The organism is Gimesia aquarii (assembly GCF_007748175.1).
In the GTDB taxonomy this organism is placed as follows: Bacteria; Planctomycetota; Planctomycetia; order Planctomycetales; family Planctomycetaceae; genus Gimesia; species Gimesia aquarii_A.
Genome location: NZ_CP037422.1, coordinates 4,112,302 through 4,129,890 on the forward strand (window position 1 = coordinate 4,112,302; position 17,589 = coordinate 4,129,890).

Annotated in this window: 6 protein-coding genes; 1 reads left to right on the top strand and 5 read right to left on the bottom strand. The window is 46.7% G+C overall.

The annotated features are described in order from the left end of the window. Positions 1-118: 118 nt before the first annotated feature. Positions 119-1,288, top strand: coding sequence for a hypothetical protein (locus V202x_RS15690; RefSeq protein WP_197992912.1), 1,170 nt, complete (start codon positions 119-121; stop codon positions 1,286-1,288). Between the two features lie 66 nt (positions 1,289-1,354). On the opposite strand, the gene V202x_RS15695 is transcribed toward V202x_RS15690, so the two are convergent. The 5 genes from V202x_RS15695 to V202x_RS15715 form a co-directional block, all read right to left on the bottom strand. Beyond that, entirely contained in the window at positions 1,355-4,447 is a 3,093-nt protein-coding gene (locus V202x_RS15695; protein WP_145176788.1) for an efflux RND transporter permease subunit, read from the bottom strand. Next, positions 4,444-5,826, bottom strand: a complete 1,383-nt coding sequence (locus V202x_RS15700) for an efflux RND transporter periplasmic adaptor subunit (RefSeq protein WP_145176793.1) — start codon at positions 5,824-5,826, stop codon at positions 4,444-4,446. Before V202x_RS15700 ends, V202x_RS15695 begins: the two co-directional genes overlap by 4 nt. Before the next feature lie 109 nt (positions 5,827-5,935). After that, the gene (locus V202x_RS15705; RefSeq protein WP_145176796.1) at positions 5,936-7,600 is read right to left on the bottom strand and encodes an NAD(P)/FAD-dependent oxidoreductase; all 1,665 of its coding nucleotides are present in this window, start codon (positions 7,598-7,600) and stop codon (positions 5,936-5,938) included. A 79-nt stretch (positions 7,601-7,679) separates the two neighbouring features. After that, positions 7,680-9,326: an NAD(P)/FAD-dependent oxidoreductase gene (locus V202x_RS15710; protein WP_145176799.1), complete on the bottom strand. Its 1,647-nt coding sequence runs from the start codon at positions 9,324-9,326 to the stop codon at positions 7,680-7,682. After that, positions 9,323-17,428: a type I polyketide synthase gene (locus tag V202x_RS15715; RefSeq protein ID WP_197992913.1), complete on the bottom strand. Its 8,106-nt coding sequence runs from the start codon at positions 17,426-17,428 to the stop codon at positions 9,323-9,325. The genes V202x_RS15710 and V202x_RS15715 overlap by 4 nt, the downstream gene beginning before the upstream one ends. Positions 17,429-17,589 lie beyond the last annotated feature (161 nt).

Consider the following 17,589-nt stretch of genomic DNA (forward strand, 5'->3'; position numbering starts at 1 on the left):
GCACGAGTTCGGCTGTATATAATCATCAAATACAACACACCGGAACTTAAAATTATTGAGCAGCCGGCAGTTCATTTGAGATTTACGCAATCAACGAACTCAGTCTCCAGGCAACAAAATGGCATTTTCCAATATAACCAGAAGAGAGTTTCTTCTTTCGACGACCTCGATTGCAACTTCTCTTTCTTTGGGTTTTCCTCATATCTCATTTGCAAAAACGACTCAAACCAGACCTGAAGGGTTCTTCACTCTAGGGAGAAAAGACGATCGCTGGTGGCTGATCGGGCCTGATGGAAAACGATTTTTTACCTTGGGATTAAATCACGTTGATCCCGCAACAATCCGTTATCCTGAAAATATTGATCAATGGCGCAATGGCTATGGTAACAGTATGAAACGCTGGTTAACGGAATCGGTTGCCCCGAATCTTAAAAACTGGGGTTTTAATACTCTGGGGTGGAATCAGGAAGTCATCACCAGTAAACCTTTAAACCACCGCCATTCTCGTCATTTTACTCGTGAAGAATACCACTGGTTAAATATGCCCTATTGTCACCAGCTCCCATTCGCTGACTTCCACCAATGGGAATCTGAGACACGCAACCCCGATTTCTTTTCAGAAGGTTTTGCTGACTGGTGTGATCATGTCGCACGCGAACACTGTGTTCCATTGGCCGATGATCCGAATCTGATTGGCTACTTTTATATTGACTGTCCCTGTTGGCTCCATGTAAGAAAGCATAATCAATGGAAAGGTCCTCTGTTTGATTCACAAAAGCTGAAAACAGAATCTGGTAAAGCAGAGCTCAGAAGACTCGCCCGCCAATATTATAAGGTGACGCATGACGCGATTCGTCGCTACGACCAACATCATCTCATCTTAGGTGATCGATACGAGGCAAACGCTCCCCTGACAATGGAAATCATCGACTCAGCGCGTCCTTTTGTTGACGTCTTAAGTTTTCAGGATTTTCGTGATCCAGTGAACCATCTGCATGGGTGGCATCGTAAAAGTAAAATGCCGGTTCTGTGGGCTGATGGAGCACGCGGTATTAAACAGGATGATGGAACAATTAGAAACGATGGAAACTGGTATGCAAAGACACTTTCCGCACTACGAAAGAATCCGGGATGTATTGGCGCCCATCTATGTGGCGCGTACTACAGAAACCGAGTACGTCGTCGGGGTCTGCTCGATGAAAATGAACAACCTGATATTGAAATGATCAATGCAATTCGGAATGCCAATCTTTTAGCTGAAGACTGGGTAAAAAGCTTCAGTGAATGAATTTGTCACCAAACTCACAATCATCATTCTTTTGTAAATTGAAATCATTTTACATTGAGATACAAATTAACGATTGCGGAATTTCATCAAGACATAGGCAGCCGGCACGAAATACAGGGCTAAGAGCGTCGCTCCCCCCACACCACCTGCAATGGTGATTGCCAGGGGTGGCCAAAAATCGCCACCGCTGAGAATTAACGGCAAGAACCCCGCAATTGTTGTGAACGTAGTTGAAAGCACATGCCGGGTGCAGCCATTTACAACATTTACAATTGCTGCGACATCACCACGACTTGCATCAGGATCAGCCCGAATCCCGGCCATCACCACAATCGAATCGTTGACGGCAAGCCCCATCAATCCCATGGTGCCGAGAATCGCCATGAATCCAAATGGATAGCCAAAATACCACAATGCAGCCGGACCCAGGCCAACGGCTAAACCAGCCACAGATGCAATAATAAAAGCGATTCGAAAGGAACGAAACGAGATCACCAGGATTGAGACCATCAGCGAAATTAAAATGACAGCATCAGCGATCAAATTAGTGACCGCTTCATTTCTCGCTGCCGTTTCGCCTGCAAAGTCGATTGTGTAGCCAAGCGGAAGCTTGAAACTCGATTGCTTTAAACGAGAACGAAAATCAGCCAACACAACCGCTGGTAATTTTCCTGCAGTAATATACGCTTTCAATTCGTTGGTATACTCACCATTGATGCGTGTGATCGTAGAGATGTCTGCATCGAGTTGAAAGTCGGAAACTGCAGACAGTGGAGGACCTTCGGAATCCATGATTTCCCCACGTGCATTCCTCCGAGGTCCTGTTGGCTGAATGATTAAACCCTGTAACTCATCAAGGTCCATTTCATCAGCATCAGTAATCCGCACAATGACCGGAATTTCAAACTCACGATGCCGAATCGTTCCTGCTTCGACGCCCTCTAATGCTGTATAAAGTTGACTGGCAACATCGGACTCAGTCAGCCCCGCCGCGTTCAGCTTGTCTTTATCAAAATCGAGTTCTAAACTGGTCGTCACTTCTCCCAAATCTGACCGAGTATATATCACATCAGGTGTTTCGCTTAAAATTTTTCGTAGTTCTGAACCGAGTTGTTCCAAAACTCGCAGGTCTGGTCCTTTTAATAGAATCTCGATCGGAGCATCAACTGGTGGCCCCTGCTCCAGTTGACGGACCAAAATTCGCGCATCACGATTCGATTGGGTCAATTTAGTTTGCAAGTTACGAACAAAACGAGGCGTATTCATGCCGGGTTCGAGATCAATAAATGCCTGGCCGTAGTAGGTGGCATGCTGTCGACGAGGTACGATGTTATAGTAAAAACTGGGAGCACTTTCTCCGATAAACCAATTCGTATGACGTACTCCAGGTTCGTTTCTGATTAGTTCGTTCAAAGATGTGATAACTTTGCGTGTCTGTTCCTGTGAGGTTCCCACAGGTAATTCGACTTCAATTTGTATCTGGTTGCGATCTGAGGCCGGAAAAAACTGTTCGGGCAATTGGCTCGTTTGTACAAAACCCAGCACTGGCAACCCAATCCCCACTAACAATCCCAGTAGTGGATGTTGGCAGACAATGGAAATAGAACGCTGGTACATTTTTGAAAACAAAGGAATTGACAATCCCGTTACCTGCTTTGCATGCTCGGCATTTTGGTCAGTCTTACGAGAGATCATCCCAAGTAATGCGGGTACGACAGTCAGAGCGAGCAGTAAGGAGGCATTAATTGCCAGGATCACACTGACTGCGATCGTACCTACAAATTCGCCAGGTGGACCGGGCAACATTGCAATCGGTAAAAACGCGAGTGTCGTTGTTAGTGTTGAACACAATAATGGCATTGCCAAATGATGCACAGCTTGCGCGATCGCAGTCGAAATTGGCAAACCGGAGTGCATACGCTGGCGACATTCATCGACCATCACAATCGCGTTATCGATCAATAACCCCAGTGCGATCACAATTCCTGTAATCGACATTTGATGAATTGGAATTTTCAATATCCGTAACCCAGCAAGCACGATCAAGGCCGTCAGCGGTAATGCCAATCCGATGACTGTCGCACTTCGCCAATCCATCATCACGATGATTACAATCATGACAGCAATCATCCCCAGCAATAGATTACTGAGTAGTTCCTGCATACGAAGCGCGACAAACGGCCGCTGAGAAAAGATCACACTTAAATCAACATTTTTGGGTAATTGTTTTTTTAAATCCAGCAATAAGCGATCAAGACGATCCGACCAAAGATCAACCCGATAGTCATCACGTACATAGGCGCATATTACGATTGCCTCTTGTCCATCAATCAAGGTCGCATTGATTGGATTCGCTTCGGTTTGAATTGACACATTAGCCAGATCGGAAAGCTTGACCGATTCACCACCATTTCCCGGCTTAATCAGTGTCTCTTTCAAACCAGCTAATGAATCGAACTTGTCCCCATATGTGATAGGACGTTCGATTTGATTCTGTTTGAGTGTACCGGCAGGAAATCGTGGTTGACTTTGTTCAATTTGCTGACCTAGTGCCCCGACAGTCAACCCCGTCGATGCAAGCTTATCAAGGTCCACCTCAACAACAGCTTCTTCACCGGGATCGCCGAAAATACGTGTTGTTTCCGTACCCGCCAGTCGGTCAATTCTGGCCTGTAAATCAATCGCGATCCTTCTAAGAGTGAAGGCATCTGCCGGGCCTCCCGATTTCGTGCTTAACGCCACCATCGCAGCATAGGATTTCATTTCAGCGATGCGAATCTCAGGCGAAAGTGCTTGTGCAGGTAAATCAGATTTGGCCTGTTCGATTTTATCTCGTACGCGCGACCAGACTTCAGGGATATTCGATACAGAATCCCGAAGTTCTACTTTTATTAATGAGACACCAGGTCGTGATCGAGATTGAATCGTTTTAATTTCAGCAATACTTCGGATTGCCTGCTCGATTTTCGTTGTTACTAATGAATCAACACGATCTGTATCCGCTCCTGGATAGCTGATGCTCACGACCGCCACACGCCTGGAGAGCACGGGATCTTCGAGTCGAGGTGAGTTATAAAAAGCAGCTACACCAGAAGCAACCACTAAAACCAAGGCCATAATCAACAGCCGTGGATTTCGATAAAAGAATGTCGAAATCATAGGCTCGGCACTTGCTCCGGTTTTTTGTTATCCCTCAAACTCGTTTTTTTCTGTTCTGCAAGACGTACAATTTGACCGGGTACAATACGATGGAGTCCCTCGACGACAACAGACATACCCTCGTGCAAATTTCCAAGTACTAAGGCTTGATCATTACCAACGTCAATCACTTCTACATAGCGTCGCACGATTGTTGGTTTTTCCTCTATCGTCTCCACCAGATAAACAGACCATAACCCAGCAATTTCTTTCATCAATGCAGAAACAGGTAACCAAAATCCTGATTGCTGTTGCACAGTCGGGAATAAAACATCAACCCGTTCTCCGGCAGTAAACGAATTGGTCACCTTCGAGTCACGCGGCTGGAGTACCACTGTCCGTGTTTGTGTCAAGGCATCGACCGTAGGGTGAATCGCTGTAACTTGCCCGAGAATGGTTTGCTGATCTTGTTCAATTGGTACTTCCTGCCCTAATGTGAGAGTTTCAGCAAGCTCCGCTGGAAGCCGAACCCACACGCGGTACGCGTCTATTTTCGCAATCTTTAATACAGGTCGACCTGGAGAAACAACGCTTCCCGGATCAATCATTTTGTCGATGATCACACCTGTAAAGGGAGCTGTCACATTACAAGCTGCAATCGTGGCATCAACTTCCTGTAATTGTCCTCTTAAATCTTTAATCTGTGCTGTTAAACCGGTTATTTTTTGCTGACGTGATTTTTGATTCAAGGTCTGTATTTGTTCTTCACTACTTTTCAATCTTTCATTGAGATTGTCTCTATTTTCAGACGAGGGAAGCGAATTCTTCACTTCAGTTTCAAGTCGGTCCAATTCGCTACGCAACTGATTGATTTTCGCTACCATCTGCTCGCTACTCTGGCCTGTATTTGGTTGGTTAAGCGAGTTTAAGTCAGCCTGAGCAGCCGTTAATTGGGATTGCAAATTGAATTTTTTCTTCAGGAAAGGCTCATCATCTAATTGTGCCAGTATCTCGCCCTGTTTTACAGCTGAACCGACATCAATGAAAACCTCTGCTACCTTACCCGCTTGTGTAAAGCTCAAATCACTACTACGAACCGGCTTGATCAAACCAGAAAACCGTTCGACGAGATCGGGAATCTGATCTTGTTTTAACGTGATCGTTTTCACGCCAATTGTTTCAGTTTGCCTTACTTCACTGCTTGAGGTCGTTCGATTGGCACTCGTGGGAGAATCACAGGCAGATAAACCAAACGGAAGAAGGATGCCGAAAATCAGGCAAAGCCGTTGGCACACGCATTGCATCATATCATAGAAACCAAAATTCCCTGTACTGGCTTGGGTAGAGCAAAACAAACCTGAGTCTGCACATCGACATGCCCTCAAATGCCAGAACCTCATTTCAACCTCTTGGTTACAGTCTATGGAAATTTCATGAAATGGCTCCAGGCCGCATCAGCAGCATTTCACAAATTCGATAACTGTATTAAAGGCAGAATCGATACAGAAATCAACTCAGTTTCAGGCCTGCGGTAAGGGGCACAGGCGGATCAACCTGTTCTGCTTTTTTCTGTGGAAAGATCACATCAAAAACTCCTCGGAACGCATCTTTCATGACCGAGGATGATTTTGCCATGGGGACTGGTGAGGCTGGAGTTAAACCTACCTGTTTTACAATTTCGGCATACAAAGTTTCCATTTGTGCTAAATTAGCAGAGAACTGTCTATCAAACTCATACCAGTTTAACTCAGTGATTAAAGCTTCGTTTTTATTTCGTATAATAGGTAAGTTAGAAATATTGACGAGGCCTGATATCTCCTGACTCGGAATTTTTTGATGCCATAACCGAAAGTAATCTTGCATCTGATGATTCAAGTCTGACAAGCGGTTCAACTTGGAAACATTTCGCATGTACATTGCATGATTACAAAGTCGTTCCTGCATAAAAATGAAACCAGAGAGTGACCAGTAAATCAAATAATCCCACATCACTTTGACAGGCATCACCTGCGGATTGCCGAATAACTGATACTGGTCGCGATAGACGGCAGCCGTGCCGTGAAAAAACTTTTTGAAGATCCGGTCATAACTGAATGCCCTGATGCGGTGACCTCGCCAGGTTAAATCCCGCCAGATTAAATCAGTCAGAAAAGTGTTTGCAAATGCGATGAAGTCACTACCCGGAGAATAAAATGGGTCCAGAAAGAAACCGGCCTCACCTGTGATTCCCCAACGCTGACCTGAAAATACTTGCTGACATTCCCGGGAATAATTTTTATAGACAAGGAAGTCTTGAACCTCAGCATTCTGTTTTCGAAGCTGGCTTGCCAGTTGCGGTTCATTTTTTTCCAGCCAGGCCAGAGATTTCTCTAAAGTGTTGATCTCTGTAAGTGGATGAAATTGTTGTTCAGCAACAATCCCAATACTCGTCGAACCCGATGCCAATGGAATCAACCAGACCCAATAACCCTGGCCCATTAAATGGTTCGTGCTGTACCAGCGGGAAGTCTTCCCCTCGTGGCCAGATTGCCAATCTGGATCGTCTGACCAATCATCTACTTTTAACCGACTGTCGATTCGAAACCAGGCCGCATTACATTTTTGGTCTGTCGGTTTTTGTAATCCCAAATGTTGTTTTAACAAAGCGCGGCGACCACTGGCATCAACCACCCAACGCGATGCGACCGTTTGTGTCATTTCATCACGCGCGTATGTCACCTCATGTCTGCGATTCCACTTATTGATTTGTAGCTTCTTGATGTCGGCACGATCAAGAAAATCAATCCCCTGCTCTCGGCAGCGCTCTCCCAGAAAGTTTTCAAACCGTCCGCGATCTAATTGATAGCTTGCCGCTGGCGCATATCGAGTCCCCCCAATTTCCAAACGTTTCTCAATTCGTGAATTATCGCCATATGGAAAAAAGAAACGCAGACCCAGTTTGGGCAATTGTTCTTCCACGATATGCTGTTTCAATCCGAGTACATCGGCAAAATAATAAGCACCGACCTCGACCGTCGATTCGCCCACTTTATGAGTCGCTTCAGGTACGGGATGTGCCATTTTATCGAGCACAGTAATTTGTGCTTTGGGCAATTTTTGACGACACTGGAGCGCTAAAGCTAACCCAGCCAAACCGCCACCTAAAATTGTGACATCACTTTGTGTTGCCGCCATTATTCTTTTCCCCTAACGGAATTCGTTTTTTTTTAGTTATTAACAATTATCATTATGTAAATAGTAAATCATCTGACGACTATAAATTCATTGCTTCAAATACTCGATCGAGTCGGTTTTGAGAACAATGTCCCTCCTCTGCTGAGGATGCCAGTTCCGGATATTGCAAGCTAATTCGCGATGTAATTTCTAACATTAAGTCTTTGACAATCTCGACATTCCTGGTAAATCGTGCTTTTAACGCTTTGTCTTCTAATTCCTCCGACAATTCCCCATTCAACTGAATCAAGATTTCGATAGATCGTTGATCAACAAATGTCGCATCGATAATGGCAACATCTTCCAGATCATGCCACTCTCGAAAAAACTGCTGCATCTGCACGTTCAATGCCCGCATCGCTTGAATCTCTCGTGACAAAGACTGAATAAACGTCGGCTCGGTCAGTTTGTCTTGAAAATAGAGCAAAGCTGGGAAGCTCCAATACAAAGCATAATCCCAAACATATTTCAAAGACATAATTCGTGGGTTTCCGAAAAGGGGATACTGTTCCTGATATGCTAATAAATTGTTCTGGAACAGTGTCATAAAAATGCTTTGGAATGCGGGCGCCAAATGGGTAATCGGTCGGGTTGATAAATCAGTCGTGATCAACTCAGTAATCATTGTGTTACCGATTGCAATATAATCGATACCCGGTGAATAAAACGGATCAAGAAATACACCCGCTTCACCCGTTAATGCCCAGCGATCCTTAGAAAAGACCTGCTGGCACCCACGAGCGAGTTGCTTCATGGCCATGAAATCTTTCAATTTATCCTGATGTGGCTCCAGCCGCGCTGCACATTCAGGTTCGTGAATACGTAACCACGCGAGTGCCTTATCGAATCGATTTAACTCATTGAGATGATGCAGTCGAGGATCAAACACAATTCCCAGACTGGTAGCACCCGATGACAAAGGAATAATCCAAACCCAATACCCAGAACCTAACAAATGATTTGTGCTCAACCAGCGACGAGGAACCCGCCCTGTGCGCTGCCCCCATTCTGGTTCATCACACCATTCATCAACTCGAATCTCTGCATCCAACCGAAACCAGACTGCATTAATATTATGATCAATTTCTTCGGAAAGATTTAATTTGCGTTTCAAAAAACTTTGTCGACCGCTCGCATCAATCAACCAGCGACACTGGAGCGAATGGGCTACATGATTCTGTTCATATTCAATTCGATGTGATGCCGAATCAGTATCCGCTGCCAGTTCAATCTGACGCACAAAAGAATCTGTGATTAAATCAGCTCCCATTTTCTGAACCGTCTCGGCAAGATAATTCTCCAAACGTCCTCGATCTACCTGATATCCGGGCGCTGGAAAAAATTCGCTCGTTCCTACTTCCGTACCAGCTGAAATTGGTTGGTCATTCTGATTGAAGAAAAAACGCAAACCTAATTTTGGCAGATGCTGATCGGCTAAATGCTTTTTCAGGTTGAGTCGTTCCCCTAAATAATGGGCTCCAATTTCAACCGTGGATTCCCCCACCTTATGTGAGGCTTCGGGGACAGGAAACGATTTCTTTTCAATAATTGTGATCGAAGTTTCAGGACGCTGCATCAGCGTCTGTCTGGCAAGTGTCAAACCGGCTAGTCCCCCACCGATGATCACGACATCACATTGATCCTTTTCCATGTTGAGATTCTTTTCTCCACTTTTCGTCTGGTTCATTCTATGGTACTCCCTGCTTGGACTAAATCTGAAATCCAATGGCGTTTTCGCTCGAAGGGAGAAGTCGGTAAACTCATTTTACGTGGTTGCAGCCTGGCATAAGGTGCCGACAGATCCAGTGAACAACCTCGTACAAATAAATTTGCCAAAGTTGGTACGATCGAACAAGGCGATTCGTCTTTCGATAACGTACTTGGCAAAATAGTCAGACTTTGTGCTGCCGACCATTTTTCATTCAATTCTTCAACAGCTTGACCGATTCCAATTTGTAAAATCAATTCGCATTTCATTTCGACAAAACTCGCTAAAGTTTCAGCAATATTTTCCTTCGCGACGGCATGTTCTCGCCAGAAACTCCCTGCCAGCAATTGCTGTATGGGAACCGCTTGACCAGTCAAACTATTTAAGATCAGACGATTCGCAGGAAAATAGTTCATCGTATCGGCGAATTCTTCAAACTGCTTCAATGTCCTAACTGTGACTTCGTCAAACTTGCTTTCGTCAATAGTAGACAAAGACGATTGAATGCCTGGATTCTTGAATAGCCGATTCCGTTCGAAGACCAATTTCAAGCCATCCTCAGCATTCATCATCCCAGTAAAAACGGCCGCTGCATATTGCCCGATTCCAAAACCAGCCACGACATCAGATTCTACTCCATAGGTCTGCCATACCTCGGCTAAACCAAGCTGGCAGACAAATTGAATCACATCAAGCGGCAGATCAGTCGTATTTCCTGTGACTGACTCGTCGGTAAACCATCTGACTAAATCAGTCGCTGAGTCTGAATCAGAATTCGTGAGCGTTTGGTAGGCTTCGTTCATGCGATCAATCAACTCACGAAACGGGTATTGATCTTGATAGAGAACTCTTGCTTGTAATAAATCCTGCTCACTCACCTCATGAAACACCCAACCCAGTTTCGGCGTTTCTTTCGCATAGTCCGCCAAGAAACCTTCACGCTGTAAACTCAACTGAGCATGATCCCCTTCACCGCTTGTCAATTCCTTGGCCAACTCTTGCAATTGCGCGACTATGTCTGCCTGAGTTGCTCCCATGACGCCAACTCGATTATCAAAAATGCGTCGACCGGTTGCGGCTGTGTAGCAAAAATCAGTGAGGTTCACCGCTTCGTTAGATACCAGATAATCATGATATCTTGTAACAGTTTGCCGTAAACTTGAAATTGAATTCGCGGACATTGTTAAGAGTGAAACCGGCGGATCAGCTGGCTGATCTACGACTGTTAATCGATGGGGTGCTCTATGTTCTGGTTGAGAACTTAATATGACATGTGCGTTCGTGCCCGCTAATCCGAGCGCTGTCACAGCCGCGATCCGCTCTTCACTTTCCGGCCAGACAGTCTGCTCTTGTACCAAATCGAGTGGCAGACGTTTCCAGGGGATATGGGGACTCGGTTCTTTGCAGTGTAATTGCTGTGGAATCACGCCATGCTGCATTGCCAGTACGGCTTTGATCAGCCCAGAAATTCCCCCGGCTGCTTCCAGGTGACTAATATTGGCTTTTACTGATCCGACCAGCAAACGATTTTTCTGATTTCGTCCTCGTCCAAAGACGGCAGCTGCAGCCGTCAATTCCATCGGATCTCCATACTCGGTCCCCGTTCCGTGGGCTTCCAGATATTGAACCTGAGCCGGACTGATCTTTGCGTCCTGCAGGGCATCTTGAATCAAGCGACTTTGAGAGCGGCTGTTGGGAGTCGTGATACTACTGCTGAATCCATTATGGCTGATCGCCCCGCCACGTACGACTGCCAGAATTTGATCGCCATCCCGCTCGGCATCTGATAAACGCTTCAGGACAACGACTCCACAGCCTTCACCGCGTCCAAATCCATCAGCGCCGGCGGAAAATGATTTGCAGCGTCCATCTGGTGAGAGCATACCCGTTTTGGCCATCAGCAGTGAGTTAAAGGGAGAGAGAATGGCATTCACGCCTCCCGCCAATGCCAGATTGCAATGACCTTCTTGTAAACTTCGCATCGCCTGACACACGGCAACCAGCGAACTGCTGCTCGCCGTATCGATTGCCAGACTCGGCCCTTCAAATCCGAATGAATAACTGATGCGTCCCACGCCCGCACTATGGGAAAAACCGGCTCCTTGGAAATCCGCTAGAATTTCATGGTTTTCCAACGTCGATAACGAGGCATAATCTGAGGACATAATCCCCATAAAGACGCCCACATTGGAATCCTGCAGCGGGTATGGCTTCACCCCTGCATCCTCGAGCGCGGTCCAACAATTTTCGAGCAACAACCGATGCTGAGGATCAAGCCAGCACGCTTCTTCATGCGAGATACCAAAAAAGTCGGCATCGAAACAATCGATGTCATCCAGGAATCCGCCTTCCCTGGTATACATCTTACCGGGTTCTCGATCGGGACTGTAAAATGCCTCTACATCCCAACGATCAGAGGGAACTTCTCGCACTGAATCAACTCCAGCCAGTAAGTTCTCCCAAAACTCATTAACATCTTTTGCACCGGGAAAACGACAACTCATGCCGATAATGGCAATATCATCGCGGGCAATTTGATCTGCAGAAACAGAGATCGAGACTGATTCATCACTCGCTGCTGGTGATCCTGTTTCAACATCGGAGGAATTTGCTTCAGCCGCTTCGTCGATCATGCCCAGGACATGGTCAGCGATCGCGGTGATTGTCGGATGATCGAATAACATCGTTTGGGAGACGACGTAATCGTCGCCCAGCATCGATTGCAGTTGCATACTGAATTCCACCGCCATCAAGGAATCCATGCCCATCTCGATCAGAGGCCGATCAATCTCAGGCGGTTCAGGTGTTGACAAAATTTGCTGAAACTGGTTCTGAATCGTCTCTATTAACAGTTTTTGTCGCGCAGAACCTTGTAATGTTTTTAACTTTCCGACCATCTCGGAATCGCCCGCCTTCGATCTCTGCGAGGCTGCGGATAATTTCTCAAACAAGGGAGGCGATTCGGAACCGCCGCCCATCCGTTTCCAATCAACGTCTAACACAAGTGCCTGTTGCAAACTGGCTCGAACCGCCTTTTCCAGAACATGATGGGCATCATCAACGGTTAACGGAGTAATCCCCTGAAGCGCGAGGCGTTTGATAATCAACTCATTATCGGCCATTCCTTCCGTCCAGGGGCCCCAGTTGAGACTGATAGCAGGCAGTCCCTGTTGTCGACGGCGATCGGCCAAACCATCCAGGAACCCATTTGCGGCTGCGTAATTTGTTTGCCCCGGTGATCCTAACAACGACGCAGCCGAAGAATACAACACAAAGAAATCGAGGTCGAAATCACGTGTTAATTCATCGAGCAAACTCGCTCCCAGAACCTTTGGCTCCAGGACTTTCTCAAATCGTTCCCAGGTCTGATCGGCAATCAGACCATCGTCGAGTACACCGGCTGCATGAATCACACCTTTGAGCACAGGCCAGTCTGTACCAAATTTGTTACAAAGTTGTTCCATATCCTTACGCGAACTGGAATCGGCTTGATAAATGACGGTGCGGCAACCTAACTTCTCAATCTCATTGACTAGTTCCAATGTCGATTCGCTCGGTGCACGGCGCGATACCAACACCACATGCGAGGCTCCTTTCTTTGCCAACCAAAGTCCGGCCTGTCGTCCGAGCATTCCGAGTCCACCGGTAATGAGATAACTCCCCTGCGAGTCAATTGGGAATTCAACTTCATCGATCGAAGTCAGACGCGTTTGCTGTAATCGCGGTACATAATACCGGTTGGATCGAATCACGATTTGATTTTCGACCGTATCATTCAAGATGTATTCAGCCACCGATTCAGCTTGCTCATTACCATCAGAAAAATCATTGCGATCAACATCAATCAGGCGACAATGGAATTCTGGATGCTCTGCTCCTAACGCACGACCAAAGCCCCAGAACTGAGATTGAATCGGATCAACGTACTGAGCTTCTCCTGCTTTTGATTCCCCGGACAATGATGCATCAGAAAGGCTCATACTATTGCTGGTCACAATTTGAAAACCGCATTCAAAACTCTGAACTTCCTCGACTCGACAAGCAGAAAACAGCGCGAACAAACTCGGAAAATGTAAACGCGAGGTTGATAACGTCGATTCAGATTCGAGATCACTCGAATCACATGCTAACCAGACCACCCCCTGTGGAATGGCCTTGGGTTCATCCTCACGAAGTGTTTGAAGTAACTCTTGCCAGTGTTGCTGACACTGACCATTCAGTTGGTAAAAGTCGCCCGCTTTTGTCTGGAGCGTTTCTGTAGCTCCTAACTGTATATGAACGGCCCGATGCCCCTTTTCGCAGATCAAGTTTCGAATCGACTCTGCGAGAAGTTGATGACCTGAAGCAGCCCCAGTTGCAGTATTTCGTTCCTGACTGATAATCAACCAGTTTTTCGGTTCCAGCTCCGTCATAGGAAGACGATAGTTCTGCCACTGCAAATCGTATAACAAGCGCGTATCGGAGGTACCACTCATTCGTCGTAGCAACGCACGATCGAGTCGTTTTACTGTCAGGTTTTTAATCTCAGCTAAGACAGTCCCCTGTCGATCCAGCAATGAAATATCAGCAGATCGAACATCGCCTTCCGGTTCAGTCCACGTCGCAAAACTGAACACGTCCTCTGTCATCGCGCGGTGACAAACCACGCGCTCAATCCCGACGGGTAAAAATAAATCATCTGCATTTTCACGTAGTAAACCGGCGGCAAGAGAATGAAAAGCACCGTCGAGTAGCGTTGGCGGAATCGTGTAACCCCGCAAGTCACCCATGGTCTGCAGTTCGGCTACAACAAATTCTGTGGAAAATTTGAGCGATTTGATGACTCGAAACGCAGGACCATAGTTCAATCCCAGACTGCCAAGTAAGCCATAAAATTGATCGACATCGGCTGTTTCGGACAGATTTGCGAGAATTTCCTGTAAGTTAATCGTCGGAGGTTGGCTGGTTTCTGACTCCACAACCGTGGACCGGAAACATCGCGTCCAGTTTTCTGACTGTTCCAGGCTGGCATAAACTTGCAAACTCTTGCCTGATTCATCGTCTGTTCGTAAGACAGACTGTATCCGGGTTCGTCCCTGAAGACGCAAAGGTTGCTCAAATACGATCTCTTTTAATTCAATCGCTGGTTGCACTGCTAACGCAAGATCAATTAAACCTGCGCCAGGTAAGACAATCGATCCCATGACCTCATGGTCGGTTAACCAGGGCGGACTGTCCGGTTGGATAATTTTTTCAAATCGTATTTCGTCAGTGAGCCCTGCCAGCGAGCACTTTTCCCCGAGCAAAGGATGTGTTGAATGTGAAATTGCCTGAGCGGCCTTCGGCTTGGCTGGTCCCCAGTAACGTTGTCGTTGAAACGGATAAGTCGGCAACAGTAGATTTTGATCAGATTGTTTGGGATTCAGTTGATTAAAATCAGGCGTTATCCCCTGCACATACCCCTGCCCCACGACATCAAGCAAAGCTGCTTCATCATCAACACTTTTGTCTAAACAACACGCAAGCGAAGACTGACTACCATGCCAGACCGAGCGTGCCATACCGGTCAACACGGGTTGAGGTCCCAATTCAAGTAGGAAACTAGCTTGCATTTCCTGCAAGCTCGCAATGCTATCCGCATAACGAACCGGTTTTCGGATATGATTGGCCCAATAGGTTCCGTCTAATATTTGTTCGTTCCCGATCAATTGACCTGTCACATTACAAATCAAAGGAATGCGGGCGGGTTGAAAGTCCAATGAATCAGCGAAACGTGTGAATGCTTCCAACGCCGGTTCCATCAAATGGGAATGGAATGCATGGGATGTTTTTAATTTTTTAAAGCGAACGCCTTCTTCCGAAAACTGTTGAGTTATCTCGTCAAAAATCGCTGTTTCACCGCTGATAACAGTATGCAGACCATTTTGGGCCGCAACAGAAACACCGGGATGTTCTGCTACAATGGACTCGACTTTTTCATAAGCCGCAAAAACAGCAGCCATAGAACCACCGGTGGGGAGATCACCAATCAATCGCCCCCGCTCACAAATCAGACGAAAACCTTGTTCCCAATCCATCACTCCAGCCACACAGGCGGCCGCATATTGCCCCACACTATGTCCCAGCACAACATCGGGCTGTAGCCCCCAACTAATCAGTAATTCAGCTAAGCCCCTTTGAATTGCAAACAATGCCGGCTGTGTCCATTCCGTTCGATTGAGGAGTGTCTCCTGTCGCCAAAGCACGTCGAGCAAAGAACGCCCCGAAAACTCCTGCATCATTGCTTCACAGTCATCAAGGGCTTCTCGAAACAGGGGCTGTGTCTCATAGAGTTCCATAGCCATTCCAACATACTGAGAACCTTGTCCTGTAAATTGCCAGGCAACTGTTGATGAAGGCTGTGCTTGTCCGATGTGAACACCTTGCTGATTGTCACTTCGGTAAATTCGATCGAATAACTGTTCGGCTTCCTGATGTGAGCGAACAACCATCGTGAGGCGCTGTTCCATGTGTCGTCGTCCGACACCCGCCGTATGTGCTATACTTGCCAGTGGAACTTCATGATGCTGAGTGAGCCAATTACGATATTGGTTTGTCTGCTCCAGTAATGCCTGCTCTGTTTTGGCTGATATGACCAGAAGTTGAGGCTTCTCGTTTCGCTTTTCATGCTTTGTCTCTTTGAAATGCTGCGCACGCTCACGAATAGTATCATTCCGATGACCATTACGATTCGCTGTTCTTGGAGAATAATTCGTAAGCACAACATGGGCATTCGTGCCACTCATTCCGAAAGCGCTGACGCCGGCAATCAGTTGTGATGCATTTGGCCAGGGTGTCGTTTCAGTGACGATATTCACCGGAATTTGATCCCAGGGAATATGCGGGTTGGGTTGTTCAAAATTCAGTTGCGGTGGAATCGCCTGATTTTGCATCGCAAGCAACACTTTAATCAACCCCGCCATGCCCGCTGCCGCTTCCAGGTGCCCGATGTTCGTTTTGACCGAACCAACCAATAGAGGATTTTCTTCGCTACGCCCTTTTGCCAGTGCCGCCACAGCCGCCTGCATTTCAATCGGGTCACCTAGTTCGGTCCCTGTCCCATGGGCTTCTAAATAAGCGACATCATGTGGATTGATTTTCGCTCTTCTCAGTGCTTCCTGAATCACGCGTTCTTGTGCTCGCGGATTAGGAACAGTCAACCCGCTACTAAAACCGTTGTGACCAATGGCAGAACCACGGATGACAGCTAAAATGGGATCTCCATCACGCTCGGCATCTCGAAGTCGTTTCAATGTGACAACGCCACAACCTTCGCCGCGTACATACCCGTTGGCACCTGCGTCAAAAGCCCGTGATTCACCGGTCGGCGACAAGGCTTTCAATTTACAAGTAAGAATGTTTGTCGTGGGCGAAGCGATCACATTGACACCCCCTGCCAGTGCTTGATCGCATTCGTTTCGAGTTAAACTGAGACAAGCCAGATGGAGCGCCACCAACGAAGAGGAACACGCCGTATCCACAGCGAGACTCGGACCTTCGAGTCCCAGATAATAAGCCAGGCGACCACTTAAAAAACTCCCCGCGGCACCGGTGGCAATATAAGGATTCAAATTTAAAAATGAGTCACTGGCTTCATTCTGATAATCATTATGCATCCAACCAACGAAGACACCGGTCCGTGGCCCAATTTTCTCAGTCGTCCAACCTGCTCTTTCGAGAGATTCCCAACCGGTCTCAAGCAGCAGCCGCTGCTGAGGATCAACCCAAGTCGCTTCACGAGGCGAAATGCCAAAAAAATCAGCATCAAATGAATCAATCTCTTCGAGAAAGGCACCAGTGCGGGCATACATTTTCCCTGGAGTATCTGGATTTTCGGAATGGAAGGCTGCTAAATCCCAGCGAGAATCGGGAACTTCATTCAATTCGTTGCGTTGTTCGATCAAGCTCTGCCAAAACTGTTCGGGACTACTCGAAGTCTGGGGAAAACGACAGGCGATCGAAACAATGGCAATCTCCTCAGTGGGAGCATGTTGCGCGGCAGCAAGCTCCTGCTTCAATTCCCGAATTTTCAGTAAAGCCTGTTTATTTGGAGATAATTTCATACTGGCTCGTATTGAACACATTTCCGATAATTAGTGAGACGACTTCACTCGTTGAGGAATGTTAGTCTTATTCCACCTAATCCCAGATCGATAAGTACCAGGAAGACGAGGAAGACCTAGTCCACTAATCTTAGTTGTTTGCGGCAATTAGATAAACAGGG

Bases quoted from the DNA above. Each gene is read 5' to 3' on its own strand.
- V202x_RS15705 (WP_145176796.1), bottom strand. From the start codon at position 7,600: ATGGCGGCAACACAAAGTGATGTCACAATTTTAGGTGGCGGTTTGGCT.
- V202x_RS15695 (WP_145176788.1), bottom strand. From the start codon at position 4,447: ATGATTTCGACATTCTTTTATCGAAATCCACGGCTGTTGATTATGGCC.
- V202x_RS15690 (WP_197992912.1), top strand. From the start codon at position 119: ATGGCATTTTCCAATATAACCAGAAGAGAGTTTCTTCTTTCGACGACC.
- V202x_RS15700 (WP_145176793.1), bottom strand. From the start codon at position 5,826: ATGAGGTTCTGGCATTTGAGGGCATGTCGATGTGCAGACTCAGGTTTG.
- V202x_RS15715 (WP_197992913.1), bottom strand. From the start codon at position 17,428: ATGAAATTATCTCCAAATAAACAGGCTTTACTGAAAATTCGGGAATTG.
- V202x_RS15710 (WP_145176799.1), bottom strand. From the start codon at position 9,326: ATGAACCAGACGAAAAGTGGAGAAAAGAATCTCAACATGGAAAAGGAT.